This window comes from Microvirga sp. HBU67558 (genome assembly GCF_018069605.1).
Lineage (GTDB): Bacteria > Pseudomonadota > Alphaproteobacteria > Rhizobiales > Beijerinckiaceae > Microvirga > Microvirga terrae.
The window spans coordinates 1-13360 of record NZ_JAGPUP010000489.1; the positions used below are offsets into that span (position 1 = coordinate 1).

A 13360-nucleotide genomic window follows, 5' to 3' on the forward strand; every position below is an offset into this window, starting at 1 on the left:
CCGACGCGGAGGCAGGTTTCGGTGCCGGGGATGTAGAAGAAGCCTGCGCCGTAGGTGGAGCAGACACGAACGTATTCGACAGCAGCGGCCTTCTTCGCGGGAAGGTCGGCGGCTTGAGCCCCGGCGACAGCCGCGAGACCCGCGACCGATCCGAGGAAGAGGCTCTTAGCGAGCTTCATGGTTAAACCTCCAAAGTTTCGAGACCCTGGGGGGCCGGGTTTTTGTGCTTCGAGTGCTTCGACGAAGCCCTAAACACGTCCCTTTTCCCCTAGTACCCGGTGGCCCGCCTTTTCGGTCGGAGACACCAGGATCACGACTGGGGTGCCCCCGTCGCTGGAGCCACATTATCCATGACTGGACCGCAGGCAACCGAATGAAGGCGCAAAACGGGCAGGAGACGGGGCTTTTCAGGGGCATGTTGCACAAACGCAACGTTCAAAGCTGGCTTCTTAACCATTGGTTAAGACTTCGAGCCCCGAGTTCAGAAATCCTTAAGCAAAAAGGCTTTGGTGGCTGCTTGCCGGGGGCTGATGACGTGGATCGATGCCTCCATCAGCTCCAACCATAGACCACGCCTGTGAATAACGACCGTCACAACTTCGCTAGGCGGGCCTCTGAGGCGAAAGAAAAAGGCCGGGCGAACCCGGCCTCTCGTCGAATCGCGGAGCGGACTGGACCTAGGCCACCTTCGGACCGATCACCCCGCGGCGAATCTGGTCTTCCTCGATCGATTCGAAGAGCGCCTTGAAGTTGCCCTCGCCGAAGCCGTCATCCCCCTTGCGCTGGATGTATTCGAAGAAGATCGGCCCAATGGCGGTCTTTCCGAAGCGCTGGAGCAGCACCTTCGTGAAACCGCCTTCGACCACGCCCTCGCCGTCGATCAGGATTCCGTTCTTCCGGAGCCGCTCGAGAGACTCCTCGTGGCTCGGCAAGCGCTTGTCGACGCGGCCGTAGTAGATGTCGTTCGGGGCTGGCATGAACTCGAGGCCGCCCTCGATGAGCGCTTCGATGGACTCGTAGAGGTCGTGCGAGCCCAACGCCACGTGCTGGATGCCCTCGCCCTTGTATTCCTGCAGATATTCCTCGATCTGGCCGGTCTCCCCGGCATCCTCGTTGATCGGGATCCGGATCTTGCCGTCCGGGCTCGTCATGGCGCGGGAGTGCAGTCCGGTCAGCTTTCCCTCGATGTCGAAGTAGCGGATCTGCCGGAAGTTGAAGAGGCGCTCGTAGAATCCCGCCCATTCGTTCAGACGTCCGCGATACACGTTGTGGGTCAGGTGATCGATGTAATAGAGTCCGACGCCCTTTGGCTTCGGATCGGGCTCGCCGAGCCACTCGAAATCGACATCGTAGATGGAGCCTTTGGCGCCGTAGCGGTCGACGAAGTAGATCTGAAGTCCACCGATGCCTTCGATGCCCGGAATCTCGAGCTCGTTGGGTCCGACCTGAGTCTCGATCGGCTTGGCGCCCATGGAAAGGGCGCGGTCGAAGGCATATTTCGCATCGGCCACCCGGAAGGCCATGGCGGGAGCCGAAGGACCATGCTGCGCGGCGAAACGCTCGGCGAAGGAGCCCGGCTGGGCGTTGACGATGAAGTTGATGTCGCCCTGGCGATAGAGGGTCACGTTCTTGGACCGGTGCCTGGCGACCGCGCTAAAGCCCATCGTCTTGAAAAGGCGATCCAGGGCCTGCGGGTCGGGATGGCAGAACTCGACGAATTCGAAGCCGTCCGTGCCCATGGGATTGTCGTCGGAAATGGCCGCGGGGGGCGCATCGTGCGGGAAAGGTCCCATGATTTTCCTCCTGGTGTGTTGCTGTCGACCGACAGGTCTCGGCTTGTGAAAACAACGCATTCGCCCTGAAGCGGATGCGATTCTTGGTCAGATCGCGTCGGGCTGATTGGCCGGAGCCGCGTCCTGAAAGGCCTTATGCGCGGAGCAGGCCGCATCCACGGCCGCGATCTTCGGATACGCATCGAGGGGGACGTTGAACCGTCGTGCATTGAAGACCTGCGGCACGAGATAGACATCCGCCAGGGAGATCTTGGACCCGAACGCATAGGGCCCGGGGCCGAGCAGCGCCTCGATGGCGTCGAAGCCCTCGCGGACCCAATGGGCATACCAGTCGTCGGCGGCTGCCTGATCGTGTCCGAGGCGGTTCTTGAGGTAGGCCAGGGTCCCGGAATTGTTGAGCGGGTGGATATCGCACGCGATCAGGCTGGCGATCGCCCTCACCTTGGCCCGGGTGACCGCACCAACCGGCAGCAGGGGCGGCTCGGGGTAGACCTCGTCGAGGTACTCGAGGATCGCCGGAGACTGGATCAGCGTGGTGGCGCCGATCTCGAGGGACGGCACGCGCCCCTGCGGATTGACCGCCTTGTAAGTCTCCTCGCGCTGCTCCCCCTTCAGCAGGTTGACCGAGACGGACTCGTAGGTCACGCCCTTCAGGTTGAGGGCGATCCTGACCCGGTAGGCCGCCGAGGAGCGGAAATAAGTATAGAGCTTCACGCGTCACCCTCCTCGAGGTCTCCCGGCGCGAGGCGCCGAGCCTGTTGCGTCAGCTTCTCGATCAAGGATGAAAGCATCCTCCGCTCGTCGGACGTGAGGACGGACAGGAGGCGCTCCTCGACGGCCAGAGCCTCCGGAGCAACGGCCTCGTAGATCTCCCGTCCCCGAGGCGTCAGCGCCAGCCACTCCTCCCGGCGGTCGTCGAGATTGGGACGCCGGACGACGAGGCCCCGCTTCTCCAGCGCCGAGACGGCGCGCGAGACGGTCGACTTGTGCATGACCCCGTCGGGCGCCATGTCCCGCGCCGTGCGGAGCTCGTACTGCCCGAGGGTCACGATGATCCGCCAGGCCGGGATCGAAAGCCCGTACCGTTCGGCATAGATCTGCGCGAGCGCGCTCGATGTCAGCCCGGCCAGAACATTGAGCCGGTACGGGAGAAACTCCTCCAGGAGCACCAGCGGGTCGGGCGGGCGCTTCTTCGCTGCGGATCCGGTTGCCATCGTCACGCCAATCGTTGCATAGGCAACTAATAGCAGAATTCGTTGCACGGGCAACCGGATTCTCTACCCTTACGGCATGAGATCGAAAAAGAACGGCGCGGTCGGTGAACCGACCGCGCCGTCATGGCAACGTCCAGGGAGTCGCGGCGCCGCCAGAGCGAACGAACCTAACCCCTTCGCAATAGTATGTTTTATGCCCGTCCGCGGGTGCGGATCATGAAGGTGTCGAAGGCGTATTCGTTGAGCTGGAACCAGGGCAGCACGTCGCTGCGATAGGCCACCATGGAATCGTAGGCCTTCTTGAAGTCGGCGTTCTTGGCCGAGAGCTCGGCATAGAGCTCGTTCGCGGCCTTGAGCGAGGCTTCCAGGATGGCCGGGGAGAAAGTGCGCAGTTCCGCCCCGGCGCCGACCATGCGGCGCAGGGCTTGGCCGTTCACGGCATCGTATTTGGCCAGCATCCAGTTGTTGGCCGCTTCCGTCGCCTGGCTCATGATGGCCTGGTATTGCTTGGGCAGTTCGTTCCACTTCTGCTGATTGACCACGAGGTGCAGCATGGCGCCGCCCTCCCACCAGCCGGGAGCGTAGTAGTATTTCGCGACCTTCAGGAAGCCGAGCTTCTCGTCGTCGTAGGGGCCGACGAACTCGGCCGCGTCGAGGGTACCGCGCTCCAGCGCCGGATAGACGTCGCCGGGAGCGAGCTGCTGCGGCACGACGCCGAGCTTGGCGAGAACCTGCCCGCCGAGACCGCCGATGCGGAACTTGAGGCCCTTCAGATCGTCGACCGTATTGATTTCCTTGCGGAAGAATCCGCCCATCTGGGCGCCGGAATTGCCGCAGACCAGCGACGTGCAGTTATACCGGGCCAGCACATCGTTGATGATCTCCCGGCCGCCGGCGAAGTGCCACCAGGAATGGAGCTGGCGGGCGTTGAGGCTGAAGGGCAGGCCCGTGCCCATGCCGAGCGCCGGCTCCTTGCCGATATAGTAATAGAGCGGGGTGTGGGCGCACTCGACCGAGCCGTTCTGCACCGCGTCCATGGCCTGCAGACCGCCGACGATCTCGCCCGGGGCGAAGACCTGGATCTGGAACTTGTTGTCGGTCGCCTCCGCCATGTACTTGGCGAAGGTCTGAGCGGTGCCGAAGATGGTGTCCAGGGATTTCGGGAAGCTCGAGGTCAGACGCCAACGAATCTCGGGCATGCTCTGAGCGATGGCCGGCGCGGCCACCGTTCCGGCCGCGGCCGCCAGCCCTGCCCCCTTCAGGAAGTTTCTTCTCTTCATCGTCGTCATTGGCGTTTCCCCGGAAAGCATTCTGTTGCAAGTTGAAAGGACCATAACAACCCGGTCGGTGGCAATGAAGCTCTCCTCCCTCAACCAAGGCCGTGACGGCCGCCTCGTCATCGTGTCGAAAGACCTGACCCGCGCGACAGATGCTTTTTTCATTGTTCCGACGCTTCAGCAAGCCTTGGACAATTGGGAAAAAGTCGAGCCTCAGCTGCGGGATCTCGCGGAGCAGCTCGAGCACGGTTCGGTGCCGGCCTTCCGCTTCCACGAGCACGATTGCGCGTCACCCCTGCCCCGGGCCTATCAATGGGCGGACGGCTCGGCCTACGTGAACCATGTGGAGCTGGTCAGGAGGGCGCGCGGCGCCGAGATGCCGGCCTCCTTCTGGACCGATCCGCTCATGTATCAGGGCGGCTCCGATTCCTTCCTCGGTCCGCGCGAGCCGATTCTCGCGGTGGACGAGGCCCACGGGATCGACTTCGAGGCCGAGGTCGCCGTGATCACCGGCGACGTGCCGATGGGCGCGACCCGGGAGGAGGCCGGGCGAGCCATCCGCCTCGTGGTCCTGGTCAACGACGTCTCGCTCAGGAACCTGATTCCCGCCGAGCTCGCGAAGGGCTTCGGCTTCTTCCACGCCAAGCCCTCCTCGGCGCTGTCGCCCGTGGCCGTCACGCCGGACGAGCTGGGCGAGGCCTGGGACGGCGGCCGGCTGCACCTGCCCCTGCTCTCGAGCCTCAACGGCCAGCCCTTCGGCAAGCCCGATGCGGGCGTGGACATGACCTTCGACTTCCCGACCCTGATTGCCCACGCGGCCAGGACCCGCCCGCTGGGCGCCGGCACGATCATCGGGTCCGGCACCGTGTCCAACAGGGACGAGGCCGGCGGGCCCGGCAAGCCCATCGACCAGGGCGGTCTCGGCTATTCCTGCCTGGCGGAGCTGCGCACCGTGGAGACCATCCTCCAGGGCGAGGCGAGGACGCCCTTCATGCGGTTCGGCGACACGATCCGCATCGAAATGAAGGACCGGCAGGGCCACTCGGTCTTCGGCGCCATCGAGCAGGAAGTGCGATCCCATCGGGTCGAAGGCTGACGACACGGCGACCCGCTCGAAACGAAAGGCCGCCGGACGGCTCCGGCGGCCTTTCGCGTTTGCGACCTGCAGACAACTCACATGGCGCGGGCTGCGCCGCCGCTCAGGCTCTGGGCATGCTCGAGATGCCTCTCCAGGGTCGGCAGGGTCGTGCCGGCGAACTGCGCGAGCTGCGGCACGTCGCCGTTCTGCGAGTAGGACGTGAACAGGGCCACGGCTTCCTGATGCGCCATGACCTGGGCGCTCACATAGGCGGCATCGAAATCCGGAGCCGCCTGGACCGTTGCCAGCATCGCCTGATGCTTGGCGTTCAGGGCGGGCGGCGGCATCGGCAGGCCGGCGCGGCGCACGACCGTCGTCATGCGGCGCGTCGCGGCGTTGTGGTCGCGGATCATCTGCTGGGCGAAGCGGCGCACCTCGGGGCTGCGCGAGCGCTGGAGGGCCAGGCGGCTCGACTCGATCTCGAACAGGCTCGACGACGCTGCCGTCGGGATGAACTCCGCCGCGCTGGTCACGGCGATCGGAGCGGGAGCAGGAGCCATGGCGGTCGGGGTCATGCATCCGGCGAGGCCGAGCGCCAGCGCGCTCGAAACGAAGAGTACCTTGAGATCCATTGCGGAAAATCCTTCCTCGGCCCGGTCCCGTACGGCCGAGCCAGCCGCACGCCAACTATGGAACATCCTCCTAAGTTCCTGTCGCGCCCGGAGAAATTTTACCCTCCCTCCTCGCCCGCCACGGCCGTACGCCCTTCCGCTCTCGGGGAACGACCCCGGGCCGGACGCGCGGACCCGTAAACGGTCCTGGGTCCGGGTCCCCTTTTGGCCGCGACGCTCTAGGTTCATGCTTTCGGCAAAGCATGGAGCGCCCCATGGATGACCACGTGTACAAGATCGTCGAACTTGTCGGCTCGTCCGAGACCAGCATCGAGGACGCCATCCAGACGGCGGTGCGACGGGCGAACCAGACCTTGAGGAACCTGCGCTGGTTCGAGGTCATCCAGACCCGCGGCCATATCGAGGACGGCGAGGTGCGCCATTATCAGGTGGTGATCAAGGCCGGGTTCACCCTTGAGGCGGGCGAGTAAGCGGACGCCTTCGTCGTTGAGCCTCATTGCTGTTCGAATGATGCCCACCCCGGCACGGCCGGCCTTGTGCCGGCCATCTCGGCTGCTTGAAGCGCCGCACCGCAAAGGATCGGGATCACCGGCACACGGCCGCAGGAGAAGCTGACAGAATTCTGGACTTCACTAAACTGACATCACCCGCTCGCTAGAAGCGGGATCGTCACATTTGGAGGAACGCGATGGAGTGCTTTTCGAGACGTGGCCTGGCCACGATGCTGACGATGCTCTGCCTCGGCGCCATGCCGGCCGCCCTGATGGCTGCGGAGCCCGACCGGAATGTCCTGGCCGAGCGCGTGACGAAGCTCTCACGCGGCACCCAGTGGAAGCCGGTCTCCGCCGTGCCGATCAACTTCCTGACCCACCACCCGCAGGGCATGGTGAAGATCGGCGACACGCTGTTCGTATCCTCGGTGGAGATCAAGGAGCCGACCAAGCGCTTCCCGCAGCCCGTGGACGGCTACGACCGTGATACGGGCGCGGGCGTCGGGCACCTTTTCAAGCTCGACATGAAGGGCAACCTCATCGCCGACCTCACCCTCGGCGAAGGCACGATCTACCATCCGGGCGGGATCGACTACGACGGGAAGTACATCTGGGTCCCCGTGGCCGAGTACCGGCCGAACAGCCGCTCCATCGTGTATCGGGTCGATCCGGAGACCATGAAGGCCGAGGAGATGTTCCGCTTCTCCGACCATGTCGGCGGCGTGGTGCACAACACCGACGACAAGACCCTGCACGGGGTGAGCTGGGGCTCGCGCCGCTTCTACCGCTGGTCCCTCGACGAGAGCGGCAAGCCAACCAATGCGAGCGAGGCGCCCGAGAAGCTGAGGACGCTCAACACCTCGCATTATCTCGATTACCAGGACTGCAAATATGCCGGAAAAAGCCGCATGCTGTGCTCCGGCGTGACCGAGATGCGCGTGACGCCCGACGCTCCGCTGTTCCGGCTCGGCGGGCTCGATCTCGTCAGTCTCTCCGACGGTCGCCCGATCGCCCAGACCCCGGTGCTGCTCTGGACCGCCGGCGGCATGGATATGACCCACAACCCGGTCTGGATGGAGGCGAGCGATTCCGGGATCCGCGGCTACTTCATGCCGGAGGACGACAAGTCCACGCTCTACATCTACGAGACCGAGGTGAAGTAGCCTTCGCGGAAACCGTCACGCCCGCCTCACCACCGGTTCATGCCACCCTCCACGTCATCACCGGGCTCGTCCCGGTGATCCCGCTCACGAATGGCGCAGAGCCTCTCCCTGTCGAGATGGCCGGGACAGGCCCGGCCATGACGTGAGAGGGACGGGCCATGCCCCTACCCTTCCAGCTCCTCGCGGAGCATCTCGAGCTCGAGCCAGCGCTCCTCGGCCGCGTGCAGGTCGGCCTGGAGCTGCGTGAGCGCGTCCATGGCCTTCTGGAACCGGGCGGGATCGCGGGAATAGAGGTCCGGATCGGCCAGGATCTCGTTGACCCGGACGATCTTGGCTTCGAGCTCGCCCATGCGCTGCGGCAGGGTCCTGAGGTCGTGCTGCTCGTTGAAGGAGAGCCTGCGCTTGGCCTGGGACTGCGCCGCGGCCGCCGGCCGTTCCGCGCTCCTCGCCTTGGCCTGCTTCTCGACCGCGCGGGCCTGAACGCCCTGGCCGCGCTGCGCCACCATGTCGGTGTAGCCGCCCGCATATTCGAGCCAGCGGCCAGCGCCTTCCGACACCAGGACGGAGCTGACCGTGCGGTCGAGGAAGTCGCGGTCGTGGCTGACCAGGATGACGGTGCCGGAATAGTCCTGGATCATCTCCTCCAGGAGATCGAGGGTTTCCAGGTCGAGATCGTTGGTCGGCTCGTCGAGCACCAGGAGATTGGAGGGCTGCGCCAAGGCGCGGGCCAGCATGAGGCGGTTGCGCTCCCCGCCCGAGAGCACGCCCACGGGGGTGCGGGCCTGCTCGGGCGAGAACAGGAAGTCCTTCATGTAGCCGACGACGTGCTTGGTCTGCGTCCCGATGGTGACCGTGTCGCCGCGCCCGCCGGTCAGGGTCTCGGCCACGGTGGCGTCGGGATCGAGGCTCGCGCGGCGCTGGTCGAGGGTGACCATCTGCAGGTTGGAGCCCAGGCGCACCCGGCCCTCGTCGGGCTCCAGGGCGCCGGTGAGCAGGTTGATGAGCGTCGTCTTGCCGGCGCCGTTCGGCCCGATGATGCCGAGGCGATCGCCGCGCAGCACGCGCAGGGACAGGTTCGACACGATGGGACGGTCGCCGTAGGATTTCGCGATGCCCTCCGCCTCGACCACCAGGGTGCCGGACTGCTCGGCCTCGGCGAGGCTCATGGTGACCGTGCCGACGGCCCGGCTGCGGTCGCGGTACTGCTGGCGCATGGCATGGAGATTGCCGAGGCGCCGCACGTTGCGCTTGCGCCGCGCCGTCACCCCGTAGCGCAGCCAGTCCGCCTCTGCCACGAGCTTGCGTCCGAGCTTGTGATGCTCGGCCTCCTCCTGCTCCAGGACTTGGTCGCGCCATTCCTCGAAATGGGCGAAGCCCCGGTCCATGCGGCGGGTGCGGCCCCGGTCGAGCCAGACCGTCGCCTGGGACAGGCTCTCCAGGAAGCGGCGGTCGTGGCTGATGAGCACGAGGGCGGAGCGCAGGCTCTTCAATTCGCCTTCGAGCCATTCGATCACCGGCAGGTCGAGATGGTTCGTGGGCTCGTCGAGGAGCAGGATGTCGGGTTCGGGCGCGAGCACGTGGGCCAGCGCCGCCCGGCGGGCCTCGCCGCCGGAAAGATCGGCGGGCGTTTCCTCGCCGGTCAGCCCGAGCTGCTCCAGCAGGTAGCGGGCCCGGTAGGGATCGTCTCCCGGCCCCAGGCCGGTTTCCACGTAGGCCAGGGTCGTCGGAAAGGCGGAGAGGTCCGGCTCCTGAGCCAGATAGCGCACCGTGGCCCCCGGCTGCACGAACCGCTTGCCGCGGTCCGCCTCGACGAGGCCTGCGGCGATTTTAAGCAGGGTGGACTTGCCCGAGCCGTTGCGGCCGACGAGGCAGGCCCGCTCGCCCGGCGAGACGGACAGCTCGGCGCCCTCGATCAGCGGCGTGCCGCCGAAGGTGAGAGCAATGTCCTGAAGGAGAAGAAGAGGAGGAAGCGCCATTTCCGGTCACCTGACACCTCTTGGTCGCAGATGCAAGTCTGCTAAGAACTCTTACAAGGGTGGACGGTCGTCAAAGTTTGTGCTCCCCTTCCGACATTAAGCTGAGCGTTTGCATGACACTGACGAGGCGTCTGCTTCTTCTTGCCGTGATCTCGGTTCTGCCGGCGATCGTCATCTGGACTTACACGGAAGTCTCTCTGCGCCGCGCCCGAGAAGCGGAGGTGAACGATCTTGCCATCAGGCAGGCGCAGCTGGTGGGCGCCGAGCTCGAGCGGATCTTCGACGGCATCCACAGCCTTCTGCTCGCCATCGACGAAATTCCGTCCATCCGTGCCTTCGATACGCCGACCTGCAGCCCCTATCTGAAGGCCATTCAGGAAAAGGTGCCCTATGTGCTGTCCTTCGTGGCGATGGACATCAGCGGGCACATCCGCTGCCGCCCGACCGGGACGGTCGATACGCAGCATTACTTCGCCGACCGCCCCTATTTCCACCACGCCCTGTCGGAAAAGGGCATGGTGGTGGGCGAGTACACCCCGGTCTTCGAAGAAGGCGCGCTTCCTGCCCAACCCGTCCTGCCGCTCGCCCTGCCGATCTGGAACGACCGCGGCGACGTGGTCGGGGTCCTCGCGGCCGCTCTCGACCTCGGATGGCTGCGCCAGAAGCTGAAGGAGCGCACGGTCCCGGAGGGAGGCTCGCTCACCGTCGCCGACCGGCGCGGCATCGTCATCGTGCAGGATCCCCAGCCGGAGCGCATGCTCGGGAAGCTTCTGCCCCAGGAATACTTGCTCCAGGCCAAGGCGAAGGAGGCCGGGACCGCGGAGACCACCAGCCTCGACGGCATCCGCCGGATCGTCGGCTATCTCCCGCTCACCACTCCCCCGCACGACGTCTCCATCAATGTGGGCCTGTCGACGAAGGCGGCCTTCGCGTCGATCAACCAGGCGGCGAAGCGCGGCTTCATGCTGATCGCGGCCGCGCTCATCCTGGCCCTCTCCCTGTCGGCCCTGCTGAGCCGCGCCTTCATCACCCGGCCGTTCGAACTCGTGACCGACGGCATCCGGGCCTGGCGGCAGGGCGACTACCAGTCTCGCATCGATCTGCCGGGCAAGTCGGGAGAGTTCGGCATCCTGGCGCGGGCGTTCAACGACCTGATGGACGACGTGGCCGAACGGCAGCACGCCCTGCAGGCCAGCGAGGAGCGCGCGCGCCTGGCCCTTGAGGCGGGCCATATGGGCACCTGGTGGTACGATCCCAACAAGGGCGTCGGCGGCTGGTCGACCCAGGCGACCGCCATGCTCGGCTATCCGCATGCCAACGAGACCATGGACCACCAGTACTGGCTGGACATCCTCCATCCCGAGGATCTGGACCGGGTCGTCCAGAGATGGCGCGAGGCCGTTCAGCGCCAGGGCGACTACCAGGACGAGTATCGCATCCGCCGCCCGGACGGCTCCATCCGCTGGATCAACTCCAAGGGCCGGGTGTTCTTCGACATTCAGAAGAAGCCGTTCTACTTCGTCGGAATCTTCCAGGACATCACCGAGCAGAAGCACGCGGAGGAGCAGCAGCGGTTCTTCCTCGACGAGTTGAACCACCGGGTGAAGAATACGCTGACCACCGTGCAGTCGATCGCGTCGCAGACTTTGCGCACGACGGAGACGCCCGCACAGTTCAAGGAAGCCTTCGAGGGAAGGCTTCTGGCCCTGTCGAAGACGCACAACTTGCTGACGCGCAAGTCCTGGCGCGAGGCGGAGCTGCGCGACGTGGCCGAGCAGGAGCTCGCCCCCTACCGCAAGCAGGGCGACGAACGGGTCGTCCTGAACGGCCCGAACGTCCGCCTGCCGGCGCGCTACGCCATCAATCTGGGCCTCGTGCTGCACGAGCTGGTGACGAATGCCGCCAAATACGGGGCGCTCTCGACCAATGCGGGTCGTCTCGACATGAGCTGGTCGATCGTCGAGAACGACGACCGCCCGGACCAGCTGCGCATTCACTGGACGGAGAGCGGCGGGCCGCCGGTCGCGCCGCCGAAGCGCCAGGGCTTCGGCTCGCGCCTGATCCGCCGCAGCATCGAGGGCGAGCTCGGTGGCTACATGGTGCTCAATTTTGCGGAAGGCGGCGTTGCCTACGACATCTCGGTGCCGCTCGCGCACAGCTCGAAATCATCGGACGCGAAGGTGGATTCGACGCTCGTGATCAATCCGGTGCTGCCGTCGTAAATGCGCGCCAGGCAAGGGAGGGAGCATCGGATCCGATCCCAAAAGTGGGTCCACGATTGGGTCCGATGCTCTAGCGCAGCAGCATCGACAACAGACGGTTCATGCGCCCGCCGTAGGGCGGCCGCGTCATGCCGGCGCCGTTGAAGCGGGCCTGGTGGAAGACGGACCGCGCGTGGCTGAAGGTCCTGAACCCCGCCTCGCCGTGATAGGCCCCCATGCCGCTCGCGCCCACGCCGCCGAAGGGAAGCTCCTCCTGCACGCAATGGAGCAGCGTATCGTTGATCGCGACGCCACCGGAGACGGTCCGGGCCAGCACGCGATTCACAAGCGTCCGGTCGCGGCCGAACAGGTAGAGGGCGAGCGGATGCGGCCGGGCCACCATGAAGCGGCAGGCGGCGTCGACGTCATCGTAAGCGATCACCGGCAGGATCGGGCCGAAGATCTCCTCGCCCATGACGAGCGCATCGTCGGGCACGCCGGTCAGCACGACGGGGGCGATCTTGCGCCCGACCGGATCGAAGGTTTCGCCCGCCGGATTGATCTCCTGGATGCCGGCCCCGCGGGCCCGGGCGTCCGCCACGAGACGGTTCAAGCGCGTGTAGTGCCGCTCGCTCACGATGGCCGTGTAGTCGGGATTGCCCGCGAGCGACGGGTAGAGCCGTGAGACCGCCTGGCGATAGGCTGCCACAAAGGCCTCCCGGCTCTCGCGCGGCACGAGCACGTAGTCGGGCGCGATGCAGGTCTGCCCGGCGTTGAACAGCTTGCCCACGGCGATGCGCTCGGCCGCCTTGTCGATAGAGTAATCAGCCAGAACGAGGGCGGGCGACTTGCCGCCGAGCTCGAGCGTGACCGGCACCAGGTTCTCGGCCGCCGCCCGCATGACGTCGCGGCCGACCGCCGTCGAGCCGGTGAAGAGCAGGTGGTCGAGTTTCAATCGCGCAAAGGCCTTCGCCACGTCGGGCCCGCCCTGCACGACCACGACCTCGGCGGGCTCGAACACCTGGCCGACGACCTGCTCCAGCAGAGCGGACGTCCGCGGCGTGATCTCGGACGGCTTGATCATCACGCGATTGCCGGCCGCGAGCGCCCCGGCGAGCGGCGAGAGCGTAAGCTGGACCGGATAGTTCCAGGGGCCGATGATGCCCACCACGCCGAGCGGCTGATGGCGGACGGAGCCCCGGCCGGGCTGGAACATCCAGTCGATCGGCCGCCGCCGCGGCTTCATCCAGGTGCGAAAGTGCTTTCGCGCATGGCGCAGGGCCGCCACGACCGGATAGACGTCCGCGAGCTTCGTTTCGTGGACCGACCTGTGCCCGAAATCCGCCGCGACGGCTGCGGCGAAATCCTCAGCACGGCGGACGAGGGCCTTGGCGAGCGCGTCGAGACCTTCGGCCCGGCGCTCGGGCGTGAGAGGCCCGTGTTCGGCCAGGGCCACTCGCTGCGCCGCCAGGCAGGCCTGCAGTCGGTCTTTCACCGGGTTGGGGACGGCATCATGCACGGTCTCGAGAAGCTCC

At 65.9% G+C, this 13360-nt stretch carries 12 protein-coding genes; 4 read left to right on the forward strand and 8 right to left on the reverse strand.

Going from position 1 to position 13360, the window contains the following annotated elements:
- The 5 genes from KBI52_RS09840 to KBI52_RS09860 form a co-directional block, all read right to left on the reverse strand.
- The coding region (locus tag KBI52_RS09840; RefSeq protein ID WP_210807080.1) for a porin at nucleotides 1-179 on the reverse strand (179 nt) is incomplete at its 3' end.
- Nucleotides 180-677: 498 nt separating this feature from the next.
- On the reverse strand, nucleotides 678-1793 hold the full coding sequence (gene hppD, locus KBI52_RS09845) for a 4-hydroxyphenylpyruvate dioxygenase (RefSeq protein ID WP_210807058.1): 1116 nt from the start codon (nucleotides 1791-1793) through the stop codon (nucleotides 678-680).
- Nucleotides 1794-1880: 87 nt separating this feature from the next.
- Complete coding sequence (gene maiA, locus KBI52_RS09850; RefSeq protein ID WP_173946412.1) at nucleotides 1881-2507, reverse strand: maleylacetoacetate isomerase; 627 nt, start codon at nucleotides 2505-2507, stop codon at nucleotides 1881-1883.
- Nucleotides 2504-3007 (reverse strand): MarR family winged helix-turn-helix transcriptional regulator, encoded by a 504-nt coding sequence (locus tag KBI52_RS09855; RefSeq protein ID WP_173946411.1) that lies wholly within the window; start codon nucleotides 3005-3007, stop codon nucleotides 2504-2506. The genes maiA and KBI52_RS09855 overlap by 4 nt, the downstream gene beginning before the upstream one ends.
- A gap of 191 nt (nucleotides 3008-3198) precedes the next feature.
- Nucleotides 3199-4287, reverse strand: a complete 1089-nt coding sequence (locus KBI52_RS09860) for a TRAP transporter substrate-binding protein (RefSeq protein WP_173946438.1) — start codon at nucleotides 4285-4287, stop codon at nucleotides 3199-3201.
- Nucleotides 4288-4360: 73 nt separating this feature from the next.
- On the opposite strand from KBI52_RS09860, the gene KBI52_RS09865 reads away from it, so the two are divergent.
- Nucleotides 4361-5380 (forward strand): fumarylacetoacetate hydrolase family protein, encoded by a 1020-nt coding sequence (locus tag KBI52_RS09865; protein ID WP_210807060.1) that lies wholly within the window; start codon nucleotides 4361-4363, stop codon nucleotides 5378-5380.
- Nucleotides 5381-5457: 77 nt separating this feature from the next.
- On the opposite strand, the gene KBI52_RS09870 is transcribed toward KBI52_RS09865, so the two are convergent.
- Nucleotides 5458-5994 (reverse strand): DUF4142 domain-containing protein, encoded by a 537-nt coding sequence (locus tag KBI52_RS09870; protein ID WP_210807062.1) that lies wholly within the window; start codon nucleotides 5992-5994, stop codon nucleotides 5458-5460.
- Between the two features lie 254 nt (nucleotides 5995-6248).
- Between KBI52_RS09870 and KBI52_RS09875 the strand changes: the two genes are divergently transcribed.
- Nucleotides 6249-6464: a dodecin gene (locus KBI52_RS09875; RefSeq protein WP_173946408.1), complete on the forward strand. Its 216-nt coding sequence runs from the start codon at nucleotides 6249-6251 to the stop codon at nucleotides 6462-6464.
- Between the two features lie 218 nt (nucleotides 6465-6682).
- Entirely contained in the window at nucleotides 6683-7648 is a 966-nt protein-coding gene (locus tag KBI52_RS09880; RefSeq protein WP_173946407.1) for a DUF6454 family protein, read from the forward strand.
- A 164-nt stretch (nucleotides 7649-7812) separates the two neighbouring features.
- Here KBI52_RS09880 and KBI52_RS09885 read toward each other — a convergent pair whose 3' ends face one another.
- Entirely contained in the window at nucleotides 7813-9624 is a 1812-nt protein-coding gene (locus KBI52_RS09885) for an ABC-F family ATP-binding cassette domain-containing protein (protein ID WP_173946406.1), read from the reverse strand.
- Between the two features lie 113 nt (nucleotides 9625-9737).
- On the opposite strand from KBI52_RS09885, the gene KBI52_RS09890 reads away from it, so the two are divergent.
- Nucleotides 9738-11846 carry a sensor histidine kinase gene (locus KBI52_RS09890; RefSeq protein ID WP_173946405.1) on the forward strand — a complete coding sequence of 703 codons (2109 nt, stop codon included), beginning with the start codon at nucleotides 9738-9740 and terminating at the stop codon, nucleotides 11844-11846.
- 70 nt (nucleotides 11847-11916) lie between these two features.
- On the opposite strand, the gene KBI52_RS09895 is transcribed toward KBI52_RS09890, so the two are convergent.
- Nucleotides 11917-13344: a coniferyl aldehyde dehydrogenase gene (locus KBI52_RS09895; RefSeq protein WP_210807064.1), complete on the reverse strand. Its 1428-nt coding sequence runs from the start codon at nucleotides 13342-13344 to the stop codon at nucleotides 11917-11919.
- Nucleotides 13345-13360: the final 16 nt, after the last annotated feature.

Bases quoted from the DNA above. Each gene is read 5' to 3' on its own strand.
- KBI52_RS09855 (WP_173946411.1), bottom strand. From the start codon at position 3,007: ATGGCAACCGGATCCGCAGCGAAGAAGCGCCCGCCCGACCCGCTGGTG.
- KBI52_RS09875 (WP_173946408.1), top strand. From the start codon at position 6,249: ATGGATGACCACGTGTACAAGATCGTCGAACTTGTCGGCTCGTCCGAG.
- KBI52_RS09865 (WP_210807060.1), top strand. From the start codon at position 4,361: ATGAAGCTCTCCTCCCTCAACCAAGGCCGTGACGGCCGCCTCGTCATC.
- KBI52_RS09885 (WP_173946406.1), bottom strand. From the start codon at position 9,624: ATGGCGCTTCCTCCTCTTCTTCTCCTTCAGGACATTGCTCTCACCTTC.
- KBI52_RS09890 (WP_173946405.1), top strand. From the start codon at position 9,738: ATGACACTGACGAGGCGTCTGCTTCTTCTTGCCGTGATCTCGGTTCTG.
- hppD (WP_210807058.1), bottom strand. From the start codon at position 1,793: ATGGGACCTTTCCCGCACGATGCGCCCCCCGCGGCCATTTCCGACGAC.
- KBI52_RS09860 (WP_173946438.1), bottom strand. From the start codon at position 4,287: ATGAAGAGAAGAAACTTCCTGAAGGGGGCAGGGCTGGCGGCCGCGGCC.
- KBI52_RS09870 (WP_210807062.1), bottom strand. From the start codon at position 5,994: ATGGATCTCAAGGTACTCTTCGTTTCGAGCGCGCTGGCGCTCGGCCTC.
- KBI52_RS09880 (WP_173946407.1), top strand. From the start codon at position 6,683: ATGGAGTGCTTTTCGAGACGTGGCCTGGCCACGATGCTGACGATGCTC.